At 61.7% G+C, this 23738-nt stretch carries 22 protein-coding genes; 11 read left to right on the top strand and 11 right to left on the bottom strand.

Annotated elements, in window-relative coordinates; translation table 11 throughout:
• The first annotated feature begins 28 nt into the window (after positions 1-28).
• Positions 29-2344 (top strand): DEAD/DEAH box helicase, encoded by a 2316-nt coding sequence (locus AOM45_RS03810; protein ID WP_035913314.1) that lies wholly within the window; start codon positions 29-31, stop codon positions 2342-2344.
• Between the two features lie 371 nt (positions 2345-2715).
• Positions 2716-3486 (top strand): aminoglycoside adenylyltransferase domain-containing protein, encoded by a 771-nt coding sequence (locus AOM45_RS03805; RefSeq protein WP_030472574.1) that lies wholly within the window; start codon positions 2716-2718, stop codon positions 3484-3486.
• Positions 3487-4079: 593 nt separating this feature from the next.
• On the opposite strand, the gene AOM45_RS03800 is transcribed toward AOM45_RS03805, so the two are convergent.
• The 4 genes from AOM45_RS03800 to AOM45_RS49170 form a co-directional block, all read right to left on the bottom strand.
• Complete coding sequence (locus AOM45_RS03800; RefSeq protein WP_030472573.1) at positions 4080-4700, bottom strand: bifunctional DNA primase/polymerase; 621 nt, start codon at positions 4698-4700, stop codon at positions 4080-4082.
• A 197-nt stretch (positions 4701-4897) separates the two neighbouring features.
• Positions 4898-5323, bottom strand: coding sequence for an Rv3654c family TadE-like protein (locus tag AOM45_RS48795; protein ID WP_063757170.1), 426 nt, complete (start codon positions 5321-5323; stop codon positions 4898-4900).
• Positions 5320-5619, bottom strand: a complete 300-nt coding sequence (locus AOM45_RS03790) for a TadE family type IV pilus minor pilin (RefSeq protein WP_051784567.1) — start codon at positions 5617-5619, stop codon at positions 5320-5322. Before AOM45_RS03790 ends, AOM45_RS48795 begins: the two co-directional genes overlap by 4 nt.
• Before the next feature lie 10 nt (positions 5620-5629).
• Positions 5630-5743 (bottom strand): DUF4244 domain-containing protein, encoded by a 114-nt coding sequence (locus tag AOM45_RS49170; RefSeq protein ID WP_372497460.1) that lies wholly within the window; start codon positions 5741-5743, stop codon positions 5630-5632.
• A 62-nt stretch (positions 5744-5805) separates the two neighbouring features.
• Between AOM45_RS49170 and AOM45_RS03785 the strand changes: the two genes are divergently transcribed.
• A complete protein-coding gene (locus AOM45_RS03785) occupies positions 5806-7401 on the top strand; it encodes a recombinase family protein (RefSeq protein WP_030472570.1) in 1596 nt (531 codons plus the stop codon).
• 265 nt (positions 7402-7666) lie between these two features.
• Positions 7667-7972 (top strand): hypothetical protein, encoded by a 306-nt coding sequence (locus AOM45_RS03780; RefSeq protein ID WP_156094332.1) that lies wholly within the window; start codon positions 7667-7669, stop codon positions 7970-7972.
• Positions 7973-8014: 42 nt separating this feature from the next.
• On the opposite strand, the gene AOM45_RS50560 is transcribed toward AOM45_RS03780, so the two are convergent.
• On the bottom strand, positions 8015-9190 hold the full coding sequence (locus tag AOM45_RS50560; RefSeq protein WP_156094331.1) for a hypothetical protein: 1176 nt from the start codon (positions 9188-9190) through the stop codon (positions 8015-8017).
• A 382-nt stretch (positions 9191-9572) separates the two neighbouring features.
• On the opposite strand from AOM45_RS50560, the gene AOM45_RS03775 reads away from it, so the two are divergent.
• The 5 genes from AOM45_RS03775 (at position 9573) to AOM45_RS49160 (ending at position 14965) form a co-directional block, all read left to right on the top strand.
• Positions 9573-9878 carry a hypothetical protein gene (locus AOM45_RS03775; protein WP_156094330.1) on the top strand — a complete coding sequence of 102 codons (306 nt, stop codon included), beginning with the start codon at positions 9573-9575 and terminating at the stop codon, positions 9876-9878.
• A 183-nt stretch (positions 9879-10061) separates the two neighbouring features.
• Positions 10062-12275: a type IV secretion system DNA-binding domain-containing protein gene (locus AOM45_RS03770; protein WP_156094329.1), complete on the top strand. Its 2214-nt coding sequence runs from the start codon at positions 10062-10064 to the stop codon at positions 12273-12275.
• Positions 12276-12393: 118 nt separating this feature from the next.
• Positions 12394-13239: a replication-relaxation family protein gene (locus AOM45_RS03765; RefSeq protein WP_051784565.1), complete on the top strand. Its 846-nt coding sequence runs from the start codon at positions 12394-12396 to the stop codon at positions 13237-13239.
• Positions 13240-13292: 53 nt separating this feature from the next.
• Positions 13293-13556: a helix-turn-helix domain-containing protein gene (locus AOM45_RS53625; protein WP_308202597.1), complete on the top strand. Its 264-nt coding sequence runs from the start codon at positions 13293-13295 to the stop codon at positions 13554-13556.
• Positions 13556-14965 carry a tyrosine-type recombinase/integrase gene (locus AOM45_RS49160; protein WP_236703110.1) on the top strand — a complete coding sequence of 470 codons (1410 nt, stop codon included), beginning with the start codon at positions 13556-13558 and terminating at the stop codon, positions 14963-14965. The genes AOM45_RS53625 and AOM45_RS49160 overlap by 1 nt, the downstream gene beginning before the upstream one ends.
• Here the strand turns inward: AOM45_RS49160 and AOM45_RS03760 are convergent.
• Both AOM45_RS03760 and AOM45_RS50555 read right to left on the bottom strand, forming a co-directional pair.
• Complete coding sequence (locus AOM45_RS03760; RefSeq protein WP_030472565.1) at positions 14953-15213, bottom strand: hypothetical protein; 261 nt, start codon at positions 15211-15213, stop codon at positions 14953-14955. The genes AOM45_RS49160 and AOM45_RS03760 overlap by 13 nt on opposite strands.
• Before the next feature lie 103 nt (positions 15214-15316).
• The gene (locus AOM45_RS50555; protein ID WP_156094328.1) at positions 15317-16099 is read right to left on the bottom strand and encodes a hypothetical protein; all 783 of its coding nucleotides are present in this window, start codon (positions 16097-16099) and stop codon (positions 15317-15319) included.
• Positions 16100-16890: 791 nt separating this feature from the next.
• On the opposite strand from AOM45_RS50555, the gene AOM45_RS50550 reads away from it, so the two are divergent.
• Positions 16891-17055 (top strand): hypothetical protein, encoded by a 165-nt coding sequence (locus tag AOM45_RS50550; RefSeq protein ID WP_156094327.1) that lies wholly within the window; start codon positions 16891-16893, stop codon positions 17053-17055.
• Positions 17056-17540: 485 nt separating this feature from the next.
• On the opposite strand, the gene AOM45_RS03755 is transcribed toward AOM45_RS50550, so the two are convergent.
• The 3 genes from AOM45_RS03755 to AOM45_RS03745 form a co-directional block, all read right to left on the bottom strand.
• Positions 17541-18374, bottom strand: a complete 834-nt coding sequence (locus AOM45_RS03755) for a hypothetical protein (protein ID WP_156094326.1) — start codon at positions 18372-18374, stop codon at positions 17541-17543.
• A gap of 8 nt (positions 18375-18382) precedes the next feature.
• On the bottom strand, positions 18383-20440 hold the full coding sequence (locus AOM45_RS49150; protein WP_081902671.1) for an AAA family ATPase: 2058 nt from the start codon (positions 20438-20440) through the stop codon (positions 18383-18385).
• 97 nt (positions 20441-20537) lie between these two features.
• Positions 20538-21737, bottom strand: a complete 1200-nt coding sequence (locus tag AOM45_RS03745; protein WP_051784564.1) for a DNA cytosine methyltransferase — start codon at positions 21735-21737, stop codon at positions 20538-20540.
• A gap of 181 nt (positions 21738-21918) precedes the next feature.
• Here AOM45_RS03745 and AOM45_RS49145 point away from each other — a divergent pair, with 181 nt between their 5' ends.
• Entirely contained in the window at positions 21919-22353 is a 435-nt protein-coding gene (locus AOM45_RS49145; RefSeq protein ID WP_081902670.1) for a very short patch repair endonuclease, read from the top strand.
• A 64-nt stretch (positions 22354-22417) separates the two neighbouring features.
• Here AOM45_RS49145 and AOM45_RS50545 read toward each other — a convergent pair whose 3' ends face one another.
• On the bottom strand, positions 22418-23614 hold the full coding sequence (locus AOM45_RS50545) for a hypothetical protein (RefSeq protein ID WP_156094324.1): 1197 nt from the start codon (positions 23612-23614) through the stop codon (positions 22418-22420).
• Positions 23615-23738 lie beyond the last annotated feature (124 nt).

Genomic DNA, 23738 nt, shown 5'->3' with positions numbered 1-23738 from the left:
GCACGGGCCGGCCGGAACTGTCGGTGTCGTGTGCAAAGCTCGCCTCGTGGTGGATCAGGGACGGCGGTTGCTGGACCGCGTGCTGGCGGGAGTACCCGCCGGGGAGTCACCTCTCACACACGCACGCGATCTTCCGTTGCGGCAGGCTGATCACGTCGAATGGCCCTCCTGGGCCGCCTCGCAGGTGGTCGAGGCGTTCACCGAGATCGGCGTGCGCGAGCCGTGGCGGCATCAAGTGGAAGCGGCTTCGCTTGCGTGGTCTGGATCACACGTGGTGCTCGCGACGGGCACCGCGTCCGGCAAGTCGCTCGCCTACCAGCTGCCGGTGCTTTCCACTCTTTTGGCGGACACGAAGGCAACGGCGCTGTACCTGTCACCGACCAAAGCCCTTGGGGCGGACCAGCTCCGCGCGCTCGACGAGCTGGGGATCAAGGGAGTGCGCGCGGCGGCCTACGACGGCGACACCCCGATGGCCGAACGCGACTGGGTCAAGGCGCACGCGAACTGGGTCTTCACGAACCCGGACATGCTGCACCGCGGAATCCTGCCGCAGCACCCGAAATGGCTGCGGTTCTTCCGCAGGCTGAAGTACGTGGTGATCGACGAGTGCCATTCCTACCGCGGCGTTTTCGGTTCGCACGTGGCGCTGTTGATGCGACGGTTGCGACGGGTCGCCCGCAAATACGGTGCGGATCCGATCTTCGTGCTGGCATCGGCCACTGTGGCTGATCCTTCTTCTTCCGCCGAACGTTTGCTGGGCGTCCCGGTTTCCGCCGTGGTGGACGATTTCTCACCGCGCGCCTCGCGGACCGTCGCGTTGTGGGAGCCACCGCTGACGTCGCTGGAGGGCGAGAACGGCGCTCCGGTCCGGCGTTCGGCGGGTGCGGAGACCTCGCGGATCCTCGCCGATCTCGTGGTCGAGGGGGCGCGGTCGCTCGCCTTCGTGCGCTCCCGGCGTGGTGCGGAGCTGACCGCCATCGGCACCCAGCGCATTCTGTCCGAAGTGGACAGTGAGTTGCCCGCGCGGGTGGCCGCGTACCGGGGCGGGTTCCTGCCGGAGGAGCGGCGGGCGCTGGAGAAGGCCCTGTCCACGGGCGATCTGCTGGGCGTGGCGACGACGAACGCGCTGGAGCTCGGCGTCGACATCGCCGGGCTGGACGCGGTGGTGGTGGCAGGCTTCCCCGGCACGCTGGCGTCGTTCTGGCAACAGGCGGGCCGTGCGGGCAGATCAGGCGACAGCGCGCTGGTGGTGTTCGTGGCGCGCGACGACCCGTTGGACACGTACCTGGTGCACAACCCTGCCGCGGTCCTGGACCGGCCGGTCGAGGCCACGGTGCTGGACCCGTTGAACCCGTACGTGCTGGGCCCGCAGCTGGCGTGCGCGGCGGCCGAGATGCCGCTGACCCCGGCGTGCCTGGACGACTTCGGCGGCCCGCTGGCCGAGGCCGTGCTCGCCGACCTGGTGGCGGAGAAGCTGCTGCGCCGCAGACCGGCGGGGTGGTACTGGGCGTCGCACGACCGCCCGCACGCCGGCGTGGACATCCGCGGCTCCGGCGGCGAGCAGGTGGCGGTCGTCGAGTCGGACTCGGGCCGCATGCTCGGCACCGTCGACCCGGGCTCCGCTTCGTGGCAGGTGCATCCGGGTGCCGTGTACCTGCACCAGGGCCGGGCGTACGTGGTCGACGAGCTCGATCTGGAGAGCGGCCTCGCGATGGTGCACCGCGAGGACCCGGAGTGGACGACGCAGCCGCGCGACTGCGTGGACATCACCGTGGTGCGCGAGGTCGAACGCACCGACTTCGGCGGCGTCTCCGTGTCGCTGGGCGAGGTGGAGGTGACCACGCAGGTCGTCGGCTACCTGCGCAGACTGCCGTCCGGCGTGGTGCTCGACCAGATCCCGCTCGACCTGCCAGAACAGACCCTGCACACCCGCGCGGTCTGGTACACGGTCGACGAGTCGCTGCTGTTCGACGCCGGCGTGGAGGCCAAACGAATCCCCGGCGCCCTCCACGCCGCCGAGCACGCGGCGATCGGCCTGCTCCCCCTGTTCGCGACGTGCGACAGGTGGGACATCGGCGGCGTGTCGACGGCCGCGCACCCGGACACGGGGATGCCGACGGTGTTCGTGCACGACGGCCACCCCGGCGGCGCGGGCTTCGCGGACCGCGGTTTCGAGGCGCTGCGAGCGTGGCTCTCGGCAACGCGGGCGGCGATCAGCGCGTGCTCGTGCCCGATGGGCTGCCCGTCGTGCGTGCAGTCACCGAAGTGCGGCAACGGCAACGACCCGCTGGACAAGGCCGGTGCCGTGCTGGTGCTGGACGTGGTGCTGGGCAAAATCGCCTGACTGGTCCGGCACCGCCTGGCTACGGTGGCGGTGTGAACGCATGCTGCTGCAACGCCACCCGAACCCGTCGCGCTTAGCGCGGCCGAGCCAGGACGCTCCGCCGCGCCGATGACGCGGCGGCGTTGATCGGTCCGCCGTGCCCTCTCACGGCTGGCACGACTGCTCTGCCGCCCCACAACGCAGGGCGTCGAATGTCCGCCGTGCCCTCTCACGGCTGGCCCAACTGCCCCGCCACCCCCACGGCACAGGGCGTCGAATGTCCGCCGTGCCCTCTCACGGCTGACCCGACTGCCCCGCCGCCCCACAGCGCAGGGCGCCGAAGGTCCCGCCGCGCCCGTCCCTCACCGGCCTCGGGTTCATTGGAGTCTGCTTTGTTCACACCTTTTGCGGATCTGGACACACTGCTCGCCGACCTCGTCTCCTCGGTCCGCGAGATCCTCGGCCACACCTACGTCGGCACCTACGTCCAGGGCTCGTTCGCCCTGGGAGCCGGCGACATCCACAGCGACTGCGACTTCATCGTCGCCTGCACCGAACTGCCGTCCGGCGACCGAGAAGCCGGGCTTCGCGTCCTGCACGACGAGATCCCGACCCGGCCGGGCCACTGGTCGACCGAGATCGAAGGCTCGTACGCCGACGTCGGCTCACTGCGCTCGGTGGCGGGCATGGGGGTTCCGTGGCTGTTCAACGACCACGGCCACCGCACGCTGATCTGGGACACCCACTGCAACAACCCGCACGCCCGCTGGATCCTGCGCAACCGGGGCATCGTGTTGGACGGTCCGCCGATCACCTCGCTGGTGGACGAGGTGCCGCCTGACGCTCTGCGTTCTGCGATGCGTGCCGAGCTGCCGCTCGTGTGGGAGGGCATCAAGGGCTGGGCGCCGATGAACGTCGCCTGGACTCAGCGCTACATCGTCGCGACGTACTGCCGGATGCTCTACACCATCCACACGGGAGAGGTGGAGTCGAAGCGCGGCGCGCTGCTCTGGGGACTGAAAATGCTCGATCAGCGGTGGCACCCGCTGATCGAGCAGGTCTTGGGGGACCGGGACCTCGGCTGGGACGCCGACACTGCCCCGCGTCCGGGAAGCATGGAGGCAACCCGCGCCTTCGCTGCCTACGCCGAACGCCTGGCCTGACCCGCGCCTGGCCGGACCCGGAGTCCGTGAGGGCGCTTCGCGCCCGAACCCGCGGGGGTCTGGGGGTCGTCCCCCAGAAGACACGGCGTCCGACTCGGCGAGCGCGTAGCGCGAGCAGGGTCGGGCTGAGGACGCGTCGGGCTGAGGACGCTGGGCGCGCGCCGCGGGCTCACGGGTACCCGCGGCGCGCGCTCTCCACGTGCCGAACACTGTGTTCCCGCCTGCTACCGCTTCGCGACCGGATCCCTTGGAACATCGGCGGAATCTGGTTTGTTCGTCTCAACAGGACACGCGGGAGGCGTCGGTGTCGACTGCTGTGTGACGAACTCCGGGGAGGAGCCGGCTTCGCCGACCGCGGCAGAGCTGGCGCTCTGCCACTAACGTTCCTCGGCCCGGTCGCTGGTGCGGGAGGCTGTCCTTCGGGGTGCGTGTTCGGCTTTTTCGCCCGGTCCTCCGCGGCCCCCGAAGTGCGGGGTACGAGGGCCGATCATCGGATCGGGCTGGGGTTGGAACGGCCGCGCAGGGCATCGTCTTCGGGGTTGTCGGGGAGAGTCCACGACGACACCCAGCGCGGCCGGGCTGTGTAGTTGTGGTTAAACGGCTTCGAGCTGACGAACGGCCGGGGCGTGCAGCGCCTCGACGAGTGCGTCCTGCACGACGTGCGCGTCCGGCAGGTTCCAGCCGCAGATCGACGGCTTGACCCGCCAGTGCACGACACCGTGCGCCATTGGGGTGGGCGGCAGCGGGATGTACTCGCCCTGGGCGTAGTGGTGCACGTCCCTGTTGTCGGCCAGCTCGGCGTTGAGCTTCGAACCGGACTTCACGAGGAACATCCACCGGCCGGACGGGGTCGCGGCGATCGGCACGGGAACGCCGATCGACCGCAGTGCGACGGCGGCGCGGCGGCCGAGGTCGGTGCCGACCTCGATCGCGTCCACCACGTGACCGGTGGCGACGAGAAGGCTGTAGGAGCGACCCGCCCACCACGTGGCGACCTGGTCGGGACGCGTCCCGATGCGGTCCACCCAGTCGCGGTGCACGGGGATCGGGCCGTGGAGCTCGAGCCCGCTGCGGCCCGCCCACTGGGTGACACCCTGCTCAGAACCGGCCGGGTAGGTGCCGGGCAGTACGGGCCAACCGCGGTACGCGAGGCTGACGGCCTCGGCACGCAGTTCGATGCGGAAGGCCCCGCGCCAGCTGTCCGACCAATCCATCTTCTGTCGCCTTCTTCCTGAGGTTCTGCTTCGACATCGACGTGGTGCCGGTGTTCGTAGGACACCGCGTCGGTGCCGCCACTACAACTAACGACACCGGCACCGGCCTCCGTAACCCCCGCTCGACAACTGGTAGCTACGAGACGACGAACGCCCTTCGCGAGAACGAGCCGCTGAACTCCGGGCGTTTGGTTCGATCACCGTTCAGCATTCCCGGGCACCGGTGTGAGTCCGCTCACCGCCCGGAGGCGACCGCTCGTCGTGCTCCAAACGCTTCGATCTTCAGCCGGACCTGCCCTGGAACGTGCGTTCACCGGGCCGAACGGCGTAATCGCCGACAGCTCCACAACCACCTCCCAACCGCTCACCGCGCAGCCGACCAGCTCGGCCTCGTGGGCCCGCGCCACTCGTTTTGCCTGCTCACAAGCACTTTCGTCGCCGTCGGTGAGACGAGCGGCGGCCGCGAGTGCCGCCAAATCGGCCGCACCGGTCACCCGGTGCCGCGCGACGACCGCCGCGCCGACCTGCGCACCGGCCACCGTGACGATGATCAGCAGCACCATCGCCACGACGCCGCTCACCGCAGCCGATCCGCGTTCGCTGCCTGCCGCTTCACCGTTCATCGCGGCTCCAGCACGGCGAACGCCTCCGCGCTGAGCGGCAAGCCGAGCGGACCTCTCTTGTGCACGACGACCTTCACCGCGTCCACCTGGTCGTGGATCACGACGCCGGCACCGGGCGCGATCTGCCCGACGGCCGCCTCCCCGCGCTGCCGTTCACCGCGGGCGGTGAGCCGCGCCGCCTCCCGGGCCGCGTCGGTGCACCGCATCTGCTCGACGACCGCCGTCAGCCCGGCGGCCGCCAGCCCCATGACCACCAGCAGCGCGCACACCGCGATGGCCGCCTCGACCGTGGCCATTCCCCGGTCGTCAGACCGCAGACAGCGCACGCTGTATCAGCCCTTGCAACAGGTTGTGGACGAAGTCGCTGGTGGCCAGCACGTACAGCACCCCGGCGAACGCGGCCGCGGCCAACGTCCCGATGGCGTACTCGTCAAATTCCTGTGCATCCTTTATAATTGATCTTGTAAAGGAATAGCACGATCATGCACGACTCATTGCAGGGTAGGGAAGCGTACGGTTATCTGCGGATCAGTGATGACCGTGAGGGCAAGGAACTGGGTGTCGAGCGGCAGCGCGAAGACATCGCCAAGCTGGCCGACCAGCTGGGTCTCAGCATCGTTCACTTCTTCTGCGACAACGACATCTCGGCCAGTACCAACAGCGATGAAGAGCGTCCTGACTACGAGGAGATGCTCGACCGCGTCCAAGCTGGCCCCGTAAAGATCGTCCTCGCCTACACAAAGAGCCGCCTGACGCGGGACCCATCCGAGAACGAGCGTCAGATCAGGCTCGCCCGCAAGAACCAGGCTCAGTACTACTACGTTCGCGGCCAAGCCCTCGACCTTCAGGTGTCGGCCAACCGCAAGATGGACCGCATCCAGGCAGCACTCGATGCAGGGGTTGCCGAGGACATCCAAGAGCTGACTGTCCGCAAGAAGCTGCAAGACGCTTGCGAGGGCAAGGTGGGCGGCGGTCGTCGCTGTTACGGCTACGGCAAGGTGGTCAGCCACAACCCCTTGACGGGCAAAGATATCTGCGACGCGTACCAGGTGCGTGACGATGAGATAGTCGTTCTTGAAGAGGGAAAGCGTCGCACCCTCGCTGGCGAGAGCCAGTTCGTGATCTTGCAGGACTGGAAGCGGCGCGGCATCAAGACTGCACTGGGGCATGCCTGGCGAGTCGGGTCGTTCAAACGGACGCTGCTGAACGAACGCTATGTGCAGTTTGATCCGACCGGCCATCCACCCACGTGCCCTTGCCTCCGCAACCCGGAGACGGGTGGCACGAGGGTTCACTACAACCAGCGCCACCGCGCTAAGTGGCCGTACATCTTCACCAAGGCCGAGTACGAGTCGATGGCCGCCATCTTCAACGGGCGAAACAAGTACTGGTCCAATGTCGGCCGCCTAAAGGGCCGCACCTATCTGCTCAGCGGCATCATGGAGTGTGGCGGAACTTGGCCTGATACTGAGCGCCAAGGACAACGCTGCGGCGGCGACATGTTCGGCCAGGGCAAGACAGAGGATGGCCGGTACATCCGGCGCTACGCGTGCAAGAAGTGGGATCGGGACGGCAGCAGGATCGGCTGCTGCACCGTCTTCCGCATTGCGGATGCCGTCGAGCACTTCGTCACTAAGCAGGTGCTGTACCGCTTCGACTCGCCGGAGGTGGCCCGAGCTCTCGCTCCTGCGGACAACCAGGGACGCATGGACGCGGTGATGCAAGAACTCGCCGAGCTCAAGGAGCGGCGGGAGCAGCTCGCGGCGGAGTACGCAGCCGGTGAGCACGAGAAGGATGACTACCGCGTCATGCTGCAGATCATCAAGGACAAGCAGCGTGCCGCCGAGTCAGAGAAGAAGCAGCTGCTGAACGTCGCGGCGAAGAACCTGGCGGTTCCCACGGACGGCGGCCTGCGCGAGCTGTGGAGCACCGCGAGCATCGAGTGGCGTGCAAGCGTGATCAGGCTCGTCGTCGAGAAGGTCATCATCCACCCTGGACACCCCGGCGGAAGGATGTGGCCAGACAAGAACGGCTGGCGGTTCAACCCTGAGCTTGTTGAGATCGTCTGGCTTCACTAACCAGCAAGCGAAGCCTGTTCAACGTGGCGGCGTCCTGCACTTTTAGCGGGACGCCGCTTTTCTTTGTGGATGCTTCGACCCGCTTGCGCAAATCTGCACGATAGTTTGTCTTCTTTTGAACTTTCCCCATGATAACACCCATTTAAGCTTCTTTCATTATATCACTTTCCGCATACCTCCTACAGCCCTTTGATCTTGCCGAATCGTTCCTATTGTGTTATTACTCAGATAAGCGGCTGAACGTAGGCCGTTCACCTTCATCGAGGTGGGCAACCAACTAGTTTTGATGAAGGTGGACGTCATGCGTTTGAGCAGGCTTCTCCCGGAGGATGGTCTGCCGTATCAGGCCCTGACCTCCAAAGGTGTCGGTTTCCGCTACAGGCTGTCGATCACCTCTGTCACAGGCGGTGTACTTCTCCTGTATTTTGAGATGTACCTGAGTGCCGCTGCTCTGATCGTCCTTGGGTTCTTCATCATGCTGGCGCTGCTGACGCGGACGGTTTTCACGACTTCTGCCAGGTGCCAGTGTTCCTGCGGTGACGAGCCAGCTGTTCCGCACCACGAGCCGTAAGGCTTCCACCCCCTCGTTGCGTTCACGCGCAACGAGGGGATTTCACTTCTTCGGCAGACGTGATACCCCGATTTGCCCCAAGCGTTCAAGGCTAGCCGGCGCATCGAGCGGGGCCGTGCTTTGGTTCGGCGGCACCGAGAGGTCGAGGATGTGGGAATCGCGAAGTACGAGTAGGCGCCTCGCCTTCTCCAGATACACCGCGTCGTCACCGATACCAACCACCTGACGGGCGGTCTCACCGGGAGATCCTTGAAGATAGAAGTTCTTTAGGTATTCGAACTGTTGGCGCCCTTCTTGAGGACTCCTCTCAACACTATGGCCTACTTGTACACTGAGCCCGTTGGAAGCATTGTGATTACAGATGTAGGTGAGATGCGTGCCGCCAACCGCGTTCGGACCTTCTGCGCCGAGCGGAGCGGCAGCTTGCACGGGTGCGCCAAGCTCTTTTGCAACATCGGCAGTATTTACGATGACACACGGATTCTGCTCCACCGGAATGTTGAGCTGCGACGGATCGGGCTGCCCCGGAGTTACATCCTTCCAATCCTTTTCGATCCATCGGTACTGCCTGCTGTTGCTTGGAGCAGTTGTTTCGAACGGCTTACCGCCGTTGTCCACGTCAACAGTCTCTTCATTGCCGTCGATGATCATGGTCAAACGAAGCTTGTACCGCCAATATTGCTTCTGGGTGGATGCGACGAAGTCGAACGTGTAGGTGGTGCCAGACTCGACAGGGATCGCAGTAAAACTCTTGATCTGCTCACTCAAACCATCTGAGAAGCCTGCCTCCTTGGTATCAAGGTTTACCCGCAACATCGTCGGACCTCCACCGCGGCCTGGGCACGCCGCAATTGAACCCGCGAGCGGGTTTCCAGGCTGACCTTGCGGCACTGGCTGCACACCGGTGATTTGCACGTTTCGACCAGAAGCCGCAAAGATGCTCACGCGTCCAACCGTTGCAGAAACATCGATGCCACCCTTGGCCTTCGCCCATTTGTAGCGACCATCACAAGAGTCAAGCCCTGCTGGCGGTTCACCAATATCCTGGATCGGCTTTTGAAAGGCGTACTCGCCACCAAAGTTCCCCAGGTCTTTGTTAAGTGAGACCAACGCGTCTCGATCCGATTCAACTTGAACGCGGTATTTGTCAGCGAAGATTCGACCGATTCCGTCGACCAGCTTCTCACCAACACCCGACAGAGACGCTCCGAGCGCCACCGCGAGTACCGGGATGAGCCAAATCCAAAACCGCTTATACAAGGGCTTGGCTGCGCCCGAAGAAGACGTACCAGACGATCCGCCTGACTGCCCACTCCCCGCGCCAAGGTTTCCAGCCGACACCACGCGCTCCCTTCACTGCCCTGATTGCCGAGCATACGCGTACCCACATTCCCCTACACGACTTGAAAGATTTGTTGCCGATGCATCAACCGCGGGCTCTTCCTGTCGCACGCCGCCTACCGGCCCCTTACATCGACAACTAACCAGCACCACATTTTTCTACTATATGCAAGCCTCCGCGGAGATGACTAAATAGGAGTAGCCAGAGCGAACGCTCCGGCACACATTTACAACCCCAGTGGAGCACATCATGGCAATTGTGAGCAGGAAGATCTCTGACATCTCCGGCAAGGAGGGCGAGGAGATCCAGTTTGCGAAGGTGGTAGTTCGCCAGCACCCTAAGATCGATCAGCCCAAGGCGCTGGACGTCTTGATGGAAGAGCTGGACTCTTTCAAAGACATCGGCGATCTGGTGATCCTGGAGTTCCAGCTTCCAAACGGTTCAACCAGGGACGTCTACGTGCGACTGGCCGACTTCAACAAGGTTGCGCCAGACATGGACGCCGTCGTGCAGGCAGCGAGAGGAACTCGCGGCCGCCTGCCGGGAACGCGTCTTAGCTCGTAACAAGCCGTCCACCCCGATGGAGCTTCCACACCCCCGCCTTGGCGTTGCCTACATAGGTGACCCAAGGCGGGCAGCTTCAACAGCAGCTTGCCGGACTCGCAAGATTATGAAATCAGGATTAACTAATCTCGATCCAAGCTTGCCACCGGAGGTGAAACCTTATTACATCATGAAGGAGGAGTCATGGCGACACTGCCGTCAACCCCAAACCCGTGTAACGAACCAAACTCTCATAGCACCAGCTTCCGCTGGTTCAAGCTGTTCTTCCCTGTTGCCCTCGACATCGCCGCCATCACCCGACTCATCCGCCCGCTCGCCACGCGCCCACGCGTCGGCATTACCGGACGCACCCCTGTGGTCACGTTCGAGCTTTGGTCGCACGGCGGCACCCTAGCGTGGTTGATCGGCCTGGATTGCCGTCTCACGCACTTGCCCGAGCAGCTACGGGCGCAACTCCCAGAACTTATTCTCACTCCGCTCAGCGAGCCGCAACGCCCACAGCCCTTGCTCACCAAAGACCTTCGCATCACAGGGGTGTCCGAGCCGCTGCGAAGTGACATGGCTTCTAGCGTCACCGCCGGCCTGCTCGAAGTACTGAGGCTCTTAAAGGACGGTGAGTCAGCCGTAGTTCAGTGGGTCATCGGCCCTGCCGAGCAGCGCCGCACACCGCCGAAGCACGCAAGCTGGTCGCAGCTACTGGGCTTCGCGAACCCCGCACAAGCTCATCCCGGCGAACAACAGCACTGGCGCAGGAAGACAGCCGAACCTCTGTTCGCGGTTCGAGGACGGGTTGGTGCCAGGACCCATCACCTCGAACGCACACGGACAGTCCTGCACATGCTGGCGCAGGCTGAAGCCCTCGCGAGTGCGAGTTACTCCGAGGTGAAGAGCACCGCCGCTTCTCGGCGTGGTGGCAGCGGACTGATCAACCTCCCCGCCTACCAGCGGTGGTTCGGCATCCTGAACGCCACCGAGCTGGCCACGCTCCTTGGCTGGCCCGTCGACGGTGTGACGGATGTTGGGCACACCACCAACCCAGCTCCACACCAGCTGCTCATCCCGCCAACCCGCGCGGTGAGGTCGCCTGATCTTCGGGTGCTGGGCCAGAGTGTTCACCCCGCTGACGATGGGCAGCTCGTTTCACTGCCGGTTTCCTCCGCCCTGCACCACCTTCACGTCACAGGGACTACCGGTGCAGGGAAGTCCACCCAGCTTGCTTCGTTCATCAAGGCCGACATGTACGCTGGAAGAAGCGTGCTGCTCATCGAGCCCCGCGGCGATCTGGTGAACGATGTGCTCGCTCACGTGCCACCAGCTCGCCGAGAAGACGTCGTTCTCCTCCAACCTGGTGGCCAACAGGTTGTTGGCATCAACCCGCTCGCCGGCACGGTAGAGGAAGCCGAGCGCCAGGCCGACGAGGTCTTGCAGCTGTTCCGCCAGGTCTTCGGCAACAGCATCGGCCCGCGAAGTAGCGATGTTCTTCTGCACGCGCTCATCGCACTGGCTCGCAGTCCTCAAGGGACGCTGGCCGATCTACCTGTGCTCCTCACCAACTCCGGCTTCAGACGACGCATCCTCAGCGAAGTCACCGACCCCCTCGTACTGGCACCGTTCTTCGCTTGGTACGACGGACTTTCGAGCGCCGAGCGCGCCCAGGTGATCGGCCCCGTCCTCAACAAGACCCGGACGTTTCTCAGCCGCACGGCCGTTCGCCGCCTGCTCGGTCAAGCCGCGCCGCGGTTTCACTTAGAAGAACTGTTCACCCACCGCCGCATCGTCCTGGTGAACTTGAACTCCGGCCTCATCGGCGCCGACACGGCTTCATTGATCGGTGCGCTTCTACTAACGCAGCTCTGGCAGGCCATCCTGCGCCGAGCCTCGTTGCCGCCCGATGAGCGTCACTCCGTGATGGTGGTGATCGACGAGGTTCAGGACTACCTGAAGCTCCCCGTTGATGTAGGCGACATGCTGGCCCAAGCTCGCGCCCTCGGGGTTTCGATCACAGCGGCCCACCAGCACCTCGGCCAACTCACCCCGAGCCTGAAAGCGGCCTTCTTCGCCAACGCGCGCTCCCGGATGGTTTTCCGCCCGAGCCCCGACGACATCCGCCCACTGGCCGGCGCCCTCGGCTCTGGCGTCTCCGCCAAGCTCTTGGAACGCCTGGGCCGCTTTGAGGCCTGCTGCCGCCTGACGGTGGACAACGCGATGAGCGAAGCCTTCACGGTACGCACTCGCCCTCTCGGCCCTGCTACCTCCAGCACCGACGAACTCCGCCGAATCAGTCTCGAACGCTACGGCGTAGACGGTGATGACCTCGATCAGGCGCTGGCTACCCGTTGGCAAGGAACAACTTCCGACCCGGAAGGCCCCATCGGCATCACGCGGAGAGCAGCGTAATGCCTGGCTCACAACTTGATTCGTCTCGTCTGACGCGTCGCGTGCCATTGGTTCGTTCTCTCATCTCTGTACTTCGCCGGGAAGTGCCACCGAGTGTCTTGCCGCCAGGAGCTTGGCTATGACGGCGCGACTTCCACGTGGGCGAGCGGCCCGCCTGCGCGTCGAGCTTGAGACCCTCCCCTTGGCTGTGCTGCGTTCGCTTCACCTGCTCCGCCTACTGACGACGGCACAGGTTCAACGGCTTCATCTACACGAGGGCACGCCGCGCTCTCGTCTGCGTCGGACGCAGTACCTCTTGAAGCGTCTCCAAGAACTTGGCCTCGTAGTGCGGCTGTCCCGCATCATCGGCGGTGTTCGAGCTGGTTCATCGGGCTTCGTCTACGGGCTCTCTGCGCTTGGCCAAGCCGTTCTTGAGGTCGGCGGGCCAACGGGTGGCCGTCGGCGACGGGTGTGGGAGACGAAGCCTTACTTCCAAGACCACATGCTCGCGGTGGCCGAGCTCTACGTGCGGCTGCGTGAGCTTGAACGCGACGGTCTTGTTGAGCTGCAAGCGTTCGAGGGAGAACCCGGTTGCTGGCGGCACTTCAGCGGTAGTGGCGGCGAGCTGACCATCTTGAAGCCCGACGCCTACGTGAACCTTGGCTTCAAGCAGTTCGAGCGCAGCGCCTTTGTTGAGGTCGACCTCGCCACCGAGAGCCTGCCGACGATCGAACGCAAGTGCCTCCGGTTCATCTCCTACTGGCAAAGCGGGATTGAACAGCAGCGTCGAGGCGTCTTCCCGCTGGTGGTGTGGCTCGTGCCCGACGAGTACCGCAAGGAGCGCATCGAGCACACGATCGGCCGGCTGGCCGTTGAAGCCTCCGGACTCTTCACCGTCGCGCTGGCCGAAGACGGCCCCGCCCTTCTTAGCTCGCCACCTGCCGAAGACACCGCCGACTACCTGAGTGGCCGTGCACCTCCATAGGCGACACCCAAGCTGTTCACGAAACGTGCATAAAGCTATAAAATAGAAAGGACATGATAATGGCATTGTCGATAGAACAACCCAAGCAAGAAGACTGCAACCATCCTGGCGAGGAACCGCATCTGCGAGACAAGTTGAGCCCGGAGCTACTTACCGTGCTTGAAGCTTGCCAAGTGCTCCGAATCAGCCGATGGACGCTGTATGACCTCATCCGCTCACGCGCGATTGAGACAATCAAGATCGGGCGCATTCGCCGCATCCCCATCTCCAGCATCTCTCGCTACATCCGACGAAAACTTAGCGAGGACCTTGAGTGATGGCTCGCCGTGGCACAAACGGTGAGGGGTCAATCTACCAGCGCAAGACTGACAAGCGTTGGGAAGCTTCACTTTGGATAGCCAGCGCAAGCGGCGTTCGCAAGCGAGTACGCGTTTACGGATCAACTCGCAGGGAAGCGCATGCGAAGCTAGTTGAGCTGAAGGCGAAACAGCAACAAGGAATTCCGGCACCCGACAAGGCATGGAAGCTGGGTGCCTACCTGGATTACTGGCTTGAGGCACACGTCAAGCCGACGAAGAGGCCCAAAACGTACGAGTCGTACGAGATTTCGGTCAGACTCTACCTGAAGCCTCTGCTTGGCCACTTTTCACTCACCAAGCTTACCGTTGCAAACGTTCAAAAATCCCTCAATGCGATGGTAGCCGCGGGCAGCTCTGTGCGTAAAGCTCAAATCGTCCGCACCACACTGAGCGCCGCTCTCACCAGAGCCATGCGCGAAGACCTTCTCATGCGCAATGTGGCCCGACTCGTCGAGCTTAAGGATGAGGAGAAGGAGGAGGTTGAACCGTGGTCACTAGAGGAGGCCAGACAGTTCCTTGCCGCCGCACGGCAGCATGTTCTGTATCCTGCGTTCTTAATGCCACTTCTCTACAGTATGAGACGGGGCGAGGTACTGGGGCTGCGCTGGAGTGATATCGACTTTGCCAGTGGCACTATTCAGGTACGCCAGCAGCTGCAACGAGTAGGCCGTGAGCTAGTGGTGGGCCCGGTCAAGACGAACTCTGGGCGCCGGGATCTGCTGTTGCTTGACGAACTTCGCGCGGCACTCCTTGAATACAACGCTTACCGGCAGTCGGTGAGTCGAGGTTCTGACCTCGCGTTCATCACCGCGGTCGGCACACCTATAGAACCCCGTAACTTCGTGCGAGCGTGGTGGCGCCTTTGCAACAAGGCTGGGGTTCGGGTTATCCGTTTCCACGATCAACGCCACACCACGAGCACGCTCCTAGCAGAGCTTGGGGTCCAGCCGAAGGTGGCTCAGAAGATCCTCGGGCACGCCAGCGTGATCACGACAATGAACATCTACACCCACGCAAGGCAGAAAGATAAGGAAGAGGCTATATCGCGCATCGGAGCGGCACTGCTGGCAAAACCAAAAGACCACGCACCTAGGTTGCGTGGTCTTGTTGGTGACGCGCGTAGCCGTCAAAGTTGGCCGTCAGCCGCTGACTTCGTTGCGCGGATTACATCGATCATCTCTGGAGGGCCATCTGGGAATCGAACCCAGGACACCCTGCTTAAGAGCTCCATCGAAGCCCCCTTGCAACTCCGTCTGACCGAAGTAAATTGGGTTGCTGAACGAGCTACGAGGCGTTGGAAGTTAGGACTGGTAGCCGTCAACTTAGCCGTCAGATCCACTTACGAGCAGGCGATTCAAGCGGCGTGATGTTCAAGCCGGGTGATGCGGCGTTCGTGGTCGTCGACTTGCTTCGTGGAGTCGACCGCCCCCAAGGCGGTGGTGACAATATCTGCGATGGCTTCTTGAACTTCTTCAAGGTCAGCCTTAGTTGCCATCCCGCTCTTCACCTGTGCGAGATCTTCTACTACGTCGTCGATGCGCCTATCTATGTGCTGCATTGCCCCTGAGATCTCCGCGCGGAGCAGTTGCTTTATGTCTTCCAGTTCAATATTCATACAATCCCAGTATGCGCCAAGCTACAGAAATGATCAAGGTGAACCTGGAAGAACTCCCCGAACCTCCTTTTCTTTCCAAAGAGCACCAACTGGAAAGCAGGAATTAAACGTTGCGCCCCTCCTCCACGAGACGTCCGATAACATGCCCCAAGATGCCTGCGGCTTCGCGTGAGGCACTAGCTATGAGTCCATTTGCTGCCTCGATCAGTCGTAGCAGTTCAGGCAGCACATCATGGCTAGTTCCTAGGGTCGCCACGATGCGATCTCGCACCTGATCGAGTTCATCCACCCGCTCAAGTCTCCCCACCATTTGCGCTTCCATCGTTCCAACGAACCCGATAGCTCCGTTGAGAGTCGCTTTAAATTCAGGGATGGCGCCGTGATCGCCACGTGGCGGAGGTGAGGGAGTTCTCGTGTTATCGGTGGACTGTTGCCGCGTTGGCGCGTCTCCGATAGATGCAGGCTTGTCGCCGACTGCCTCACGAGCAGCATCGTCGATCCTAAGCTGCTCGCGCTCGATTCTCCGGAGCCTCCGGTTCTTACGGAAGTCATGCCATCGGGCTTGCACTTTGTCGACGATCTCTACCGGGAGGTTGAAGACGTTGATGACTTCCTGCGAATTGGTAAGTACTGCCTTCATCAACACAACGGCGCCTGCCACCCACGCCCCAGATTCGATCGCCGCTGTCAGTTCCACGAAGAGGGAGCCTGTGCGAATTATGACTCTTGGTTCGCCGACTGGCATGTCCTTCGGCGGTTCAAGCGCTTGAAGGCACGCTTCATATCCATCGTGGATGTCCTGCAGTACTTGTGTCATCTCGCTGAGCGTGACAACGTTACCAAAGTGGAGGGCGAGGCTTACGCCAGTCGGAGCAGGTTCGGTCACAGGTGCCTCCGTTGGATCGGCCATCAAGACAGTTGGCTCAACCAGGCACTTTTATAGTCGCTCCGCCTAGGAAGAACATCCGCCAAGTGTGTATGCCGTAGGTCAGGCTTTTGCAGCAAGCACCCGGCACCCGAAGGCAGAGAGGCCACACTCAGCACGACAAGACCAGTTCGCCGCGGTTAGCGACTGCGGGGTAGCAGACACCAAGACACAGGCAGCAAGCCGCAACTTCAGGTGAACCTACCCACCTGACCCCGCGGGCCCACAGTCTGAGCCAGACAATGCACACATGCCGGATTCAAATGAGGACACCAGCTCACACACCTCGACCAATAATCTCCGCTCACCCCGACGTCGTAAAGAGCAACGACCATTGAAGTTCAATCCGCCAAGCGAACTACCAGTGCTCACGCCAGAGGTATCAAGGATCTTGCTCGACATGCTAATCGAACGTACCGATGGAACCGACTGGCAGAAGCATCTTCACAAGTACGAGAAGGTGGAGCCGCATAATGAGCAGTAGGAACTGTCATCGTGCAATCTCTGCCACCTCGATGCGACTTGCGATATCTCATTGCGGCCGAAGCACAGACAAAACAGACGTCTCTCAGGATGCGACTTGGGATCGTTTCCTGCCCCCCATAGAGAAAGACTGAAATACGCCCAATCGGGTGTCATAGCTGAGACCAGCACATCCGCGGACACGGGCGCATACTGCAAAAATGCCGGATTCTAGTGACCACGCTCATCCAAACCGGAACGTAGGCGGCACGGAGCGTCGGCCGCTCAAGGTGAACCTGCCCGACGAACTGCCAGCGCTCACGCCCGAGGTTTCAAGAGTTCTACTTGGCATCCTCGTGGAGCTGGCGGAAGCGAACGGCTGGCGGCGCCGCCATGCCCTTCCGCAACAGCCAGCCGATGCCAATGACGACGGCAGCAAGGCACCCGACCGCTAGCGCCGCTCCCCACAGGCTTTATCTTGGATCGGCCGCCGGACGTTCCACAGCGGCACTGCTGATAGTCGCTTGAGGACGGTCCGCTCCAATGCTTCGGCAGCTGCTCGATCAGGGGTACACGCCCAGCACACGTAGAGACCTGCCGCCTCGAGTGCGGCGCGAGCCCAGCCTTTCGCAGTACTTGGGTGTCCAGCTTCCAGGGCCGCCAGGCGGTCACGCACCCACGTGGGCGTCATGAGCGCCTGGTCGAAGGCGGCTTCACCGAGCCCACTCACCGCGCCCTTGCCGCTCGCGTACACGGCTAAGCGTCCGCGGAGCCCTCTGCCTCGACGCTCACCCGCCATGCCCACGTATACAAGCGGACCATCACTGCCAGAGCGGACGACGTAGACACCCGGAGACAGAGGTGCTTCAGCGGCAGCGTCCGCGAAGGGCAACCACGGCGACCAGTTCGCTAGCAAGCTAAGCGCCGGGTCCATACCGGCTCAGCAGTTTCGACTTGCAAGCAAGCTAAATCCGCCATCGCAGAAATCGTGATTTTTCTCAACGGCGTCGTAAAGGGCCGCCTTCCAGAACTGCGGACCGAACTCGTTGCGGAGGTGCTCCGCCTGGCGGTGCGCTTTACGCGCCACCTTTTCCGACCCTCCCCCTTCATACCACGATTCAAAAAACGGAACTCGCTCGACCAGCTCCTGCACAGCGGGTCCCACATACGTCTCACTTAGGCGCAGCCTTTCAAAGTGATACGCGGCATTTTTGTAGATAACCTCAGGCAACTCATCATTCACTTTGAACGAAACGATTGCGCTGCCGTAGGCCACCTCGATATCCGCCAGTAAGATACTTGGTGTTTCTGGCACCTCTTCGTAGTACGCGTGGAAGAACCTTCCGCCGGCACCACCCACCAGGCTCAACTTGTTCTCATTGCACCTCGTGCAGGTTGGCACAAGGTTCAAGGCGAGAACGCTGAACTCTGGGTACTTCTCCTTGGGAAGGTAGTGATCGAGAGCCCTGACGTAGCCGACCCCGCACATTGGGCATAGATCATCCTCGATCGCAGCAAAAGCTTTAGAACGAAGTTCAGCCAGAACACCGCCTTCGTACGTATGCGGATAGTTTCCACGAAGGGCTTCTGCTTGAGGTTTGTCGAAACCGATGGGAGCTACGCTAGGCGGCACACCTTCGGCAGCATCGTATGCCGCATAGGCTTCAAGGATCTCCTCACGGAGTTCTTGAAGCATCGCCTTCACGCTGTTCCGGCGACGGACCTCACAGGCGCGGTCGAAATCGTCTACAACATCTCTGTGCGGCTTGCGCACTTTCCGGATCACAGGCGCCCCAGCGATCGCATGAATCCGAGAACATACGCTTGAGCCTGCGCACTCATCTCATCGTCGAACAAGTCTTCGATCTCTTCGATGGTCTTCGTGGCGGCCAGCTCCCTGAGGGTGGCATGGAAGTCTGTTTCGGTGCTGTCGAGATGGAAGACGTTTGTCGTCAGATGCCCAACGTTCTCACCGAATGTTTCAATCTTTGGCCTAACCACCCTGGTTGTCTGCCCAAAACGCTGCAAGATCCTCACATAGTTCCGCGGAATCTCCTGTAGCACGACAGGAGAGTGCGTAGCGACGATCGCATACGAGTTCAGCGAGCTGCGCAAAATGACATTCAAGGCTCGCATCAATGCCGCCAGCAGCGACGGATGGAGATGAGACTCCGGCTCATCAATTAGGATGAGTGATCTTGGATCACTGTGTGCGATAATCTGCACCAACATGTTCAGGACGATCTTGTGGCCTGTGCTTGATGTGCTGAACTGCCTGAGTAGCGCCTCACGGGTTTCCGCCTGCTCGGGATCGCCGACGACCCGTGCAAAAGAAGGTTCTTTACGTATCGTTCGCATGGCGTCCCGCAGAATCGACCGCTTCTCCGGAGACGCAAAGGTCACGTCGAGGGCACGAGCGAACTCATCGCTCACCTCATCAATACTTTTCAGTCCGCGCGGCGAGCGACTCTTCTGTCCGGGCGCGCGCTTGCGTAGTCCGCAGTAAGCATACCCATTGACCTCACCCTTGTCGCGCAACCTCTTCGCTGCACTTCGCCGTTCCTCTTCCGACTCCCAAAACTGGTCGGGGAGAGCGAACGTATCGAAGGCGCTGTACGAGATAGCTATAACGGAGCTGAAGAGCACCTTTCCCGTGTTGAGAATCTTCCCATACTGGCGATTGGCTTCTCTGCGCTGTTCAGAGTCAGATGTAGCTACGAGCGCAATGTTTGCGAGCAGCTGCGTCTTCCCGGTTCCGTTATATCCGATAACGGCGTTAATCCTGTCCGGCAAGCTCGGCGACTGGTCGAACGCGAAGTCGATCTCAAACCGTTCACCTCCAACCTGCGTATCGAAAGTGAACTTCCGTCCTCGGCGTGGCCTTGCTACATCATCCTTAAATAGCTCGCCGGCTTCCTCAAGGGCCAGAGCAGCTTTGCCGGTTCGGATCAGCGACTTGCTAAAACCAGGATCCCTTCCGAAATCTTCGCGTACATCCTCGTCGTACACCATATCTCGAAGGCCGCGGAGGATCTTTTGGTATATCGATTGAGGTAAAGAGCGAAGTGCTTCATAATACGTTCTACTTTGCCCGAGAGAGCAGTAGTTTTCGTTAAGCCGCTTGAACAACCCCTGCGGCATCTGCGTGCGTCCTCCCGCCTGGCCTTTTTCAAGGATTTTTACCTCACCCAGAAGCTCACGGTTTCGAGAGTCGCTGTAGAAGTAGGCGGAGAACAGGGTCTGATAGTGATCTTTTCCGTCAGGCCAGTCTTCTTGCTGCAACACGACAATTGGATAAGGAAGCCCACGTACTTCTTTCTGGCGATCCATAACAACGAAGCGCAGAGAAGCGCTTGAGCGCTTGGCGCTGATGCTTCCGAGCATCTGGGCTTGCGGGAGAACCCGGATACTCTCACTCGCATCGATGATTGGCTGCAGAGCGGGAGCCACCTCCGATGAGACGAAGATCGCCGCGTACGGGTACCAGCCTCGTTCCTTCTGCATGGTGAAGACGAGTACTTCGGCGTCCGGTCGCTTCTCTGCGCAGTACCGTTCTAGCGCTTCCACCGCTCGCATTGGATGCTCTGGATGAGGAGGATCGACTACGGCAACGAGGATCTTCGCCTGGCGAGGTCGTGGCGACTGATCAAACCTCACCGTGGTGTTTCCAGCTTTAGACACGTAGGCGGCATATATCGAGTCTGTCGGGACGCGGAGCAGACGGGCCAGATACAACTCAAGCTGCTGGTACTTGGTGGTGCTCCGCTTAGAGTGATCAGGCACCTCGGCTAGGAGGTTGCTCACCATCTCCAGCTGCTGCGCGCTGATCGATCCGGTCACCTAGCGAGGGTAACCCCAACAAGTGATCTTTGGGCGCAAACCGGCACTTCATTACCCGATGTGCGCGCGTCTACACGCTCGACTCCGGAACACCCTGTCAGACAGTGATGCGCTGCTTCTCAGGACTAGCAGCGTCTACATAGTCCTCAAGCGCCCGCCGGAAGCCGGGGTACTGCCCGAGGTTCGTCTTCTGAAGGCGTGTCCAGAACCCGTTGGCAGCCCGGTATGAGAGCGGCGGGCACTCATCGACAGTCAGCACCTTCAGAAGACTCGTGTACTTCTCCTGACGCGGGAACTCGCTGATGAACACGCGGTGCACCTTGCCGTTCTCGCCCCAGGCAGCGGTGGGCCAGCCGGCCTTGCGCTGGAACAACGTGTCATCGAGACCGTCGTAAGAACCCGGCTTCAACAGGCGCTCAGCAACCCATTTGGACACACCCACAGTGACCGCATTGCCTACAAGCTTCCAACGTGGACCATTGCGGCGTTCCTCGATGGCTGGGTCAGTCCAACCACGCTTGAAGCCTTGCAGGACCTCAGCATCCTCGATGGTGGGTACGACGATTGTCGGTTCGGTCGACCACTCGGGCAGCCACACTGCGGGAGCAGAAGGAATCCCTACGCCAGAGCCACCTTTGAGGGTCGGGATCGCATCGCGCGCCCAGCCGACACCAGAGTTTCCCTCAGTCCAGTAGAAGCCGAACGCGTTAGAAGCGAGCTTGTCCTCGTCGAGCGTGCCAGCTTCATCCGCGAAGAGGACCGCTCGGGGGTCCTCCGTAGCGGACGCCACCATGATCACTCGCCGACGCCGCTGCGGCACACCCGTGAACCGCGAGTCCACGACGCGATACGCCCAGCGGTAGCCCAACGCTTCGAGCTCCTGCACGAGGTAGGCCATCGCCTCGCCTCGGTCCAACGTGAGCATGTTCGGGACGTTCTCAATGAGCACCCACGGCAGCCGGCGACCGCGGTTCTTGATGACCGCAAGCATCTCGAAGACGTGCGCGACCAGGCCCGACTGAGCACCGCGGATGCCTGCCGTGCGTCCAGCCTGCGACAGGTCAGTGCATGGAAAGCCCGCTGCGAGGACGTCAAGATTGTCCGGAAGATCGCGCAGTTCCTGCACATCAGGGTGGAGCTCGACGTCTGGGAAGCGAGCCTTGAGCACCTTCTGCGCGGGCTCCCAGTTCTCGCAGAGCAGGACCGTGTCCAACTTGTCCCCGAGGACCTCGTGGAAACCGAGCTCGATACCACCGATGCCCGCGAACAAGCCTGCCACGCGGAACGAGCCCGACACGGTTGTTCTCCTCTCACCAAAGATCGTGCTGACAGTACAAGAGATCGGCAAAAATCTCGAGACTCAACAGCTCAGTCCACGATCGAGTGCGAACCACCCTCATAGAGGCAGCTCGACAGGCTTTCCTTACAGCGCAACGTGTGCACCGTCGAAGCTACGCCGACTCATCTAGGCTGGCAGTGTGTCCAGCACCTCATGGGCGTCTTCAGCCGCCACGCGGGCGAGCATGCAGGGCAACAAGGCCCGCGACACCAAGCCCGAACTCGCGCTTCGCTCGGCGGTCCACGCCCTAGGACTTCGCTACCGCGTTTCAGCTCGACCACTTCCCCAGCTGCGGCGGACTGCGGACATGGTCTTCACCTCAGCGAAGGTCGCTGTGTTCCTGGACGGGTGCTTCTGGCATGGGTGCGCCGAGCACCACACCGTGGCTGCAACGAACGCGAGCTTCTGGGCGGAGAAGGTACGCACTAACCAGGCACGCGACCGAGACACGAATCAACGCCTGGCGGAGGTGGGCTGGCTGAGCGTACGCGTGTGGGAACACGAGGACCCTGCGGAAGCTGCCAAGGCGATAGCTCAGGTTGTGCGCGAACGACGAGGAACAGTGGGACGCTAGTCCGCGCAGCCTTCCTCTACGAGCGTCGGGGTGGCATCCATCCACTGGAACTTGAGAGTCTGAGCTACCGCTTGCATCGTCGCGCATCTTGAGGATCCGAGAAATAGCACACCAAGTCCCGGTCGGCTTCGCGGTGGCTGAGGTATCGGCCGACACATGATTCAGGATCAGTTCTTCCGGCCCGCTTACACGCGTCAAGCGCTGCATGGCCGTCCTTAAAGCTGCCTGGGTAATACACCACCCAATAGCCTTCGCGAAGCGACTCGAAGTATGTGCTCCAAATCACCCTGAGCGACCAGCCGGTGCTTGACGCAATCTCCTTTGCGCGCCTGATTGCCTCGGCCTCCGGCGTAGCGCCTGGGAGCGACGCCAGCTGCGCAACCCAGGTGTCCACATCACGCTCTCCAGGCTTGGCTGGCTCAGGATCCCGACTCGGGATCACCTGCCTTGGCTTGATTCTTTCGAGCAAGTCAGTGATCGAAGACGACTTGGGTCCGGGCCGCTCAAGAGCCGATCTCAGCATTCCGAGATTCTTCTCGACACATACCTTTCTCGGATCCTCGTACGAATCATCGCCGCGGGTATTATTCGAGAGACTGACGATGTCGTCATTTCGGTGGCCATCCATCAGGACGAAGGGTTCCGTCTTCAGCGACTTGCCATCATCCTGAATCAACTCAAGAGTGCCAGCTACGACCAATGGCCATCCCGCTTCACCAAAGAGCTCCTGCCCGATGGGAATGAGCATCCCATCGATCTCTTGCCCAGCAACCTGGAACTGATAATCCTTCTCCAGGACATACGGCAGTGGCCTGCTTTCGATATCACCTGGCAGCACGAAATCATAGGCGATCGTGTAGGTAGTGGACCCTGCTCCATCACAGCCCCGAGGAGCCCACACCTGATCCACCGACAGGCGGACTCGCTTGATTAGCGCAGGCTGTTCACCCTCATTCTTAAGCGTGATAGCCACAGCCGAGGCGATAATCGAGGATCCAGGCGCGTCGCCCATAGGACCATGTTCCGTGACGGGAACGTCGGTCTTCGTTGTTGCTTTGATTCCGGCGATGGACAAATCGGAGCTTCTGAGTACGAGGTTGTCCCAGAACGCCGGAATCAACGCAACGAGGCTCACAAGGACAGCGACGCCAGCAAGCCACTGCCTTTGGCGCGGTGGATTTTCGGCCGACTTCTTGCGGCGCCGTACAGAAGGCTGCCTGATCCCCAGCCTGCGACCGCTCTTCGACGGACGACGGACCATGAGACCTCCTGTAGACACCAAAGAACTGCTGTTCCAGCAAAGAGCCGCCTTGATCGACGCGGTCTGCCCTCAACCGAAGAGCCGTAGGCTGCACTAGAGATCGATGCGCATGCCATGAGCGTTA

It is taken from the genome of Lentzea aerocolonigenes (genome assembly GCF_000974445.1).
GTDB classification, from domain to species: domain Bacteria; phylum Actinomycetota; class Actinomycetes; order Mycobacteriales; family Pseudonocardiaceae; genus Lentzea; species Lentzea aerocolonigenes.
This window is presented reverse-complemented; position numbering and strand designations above follow the sequence as displayed.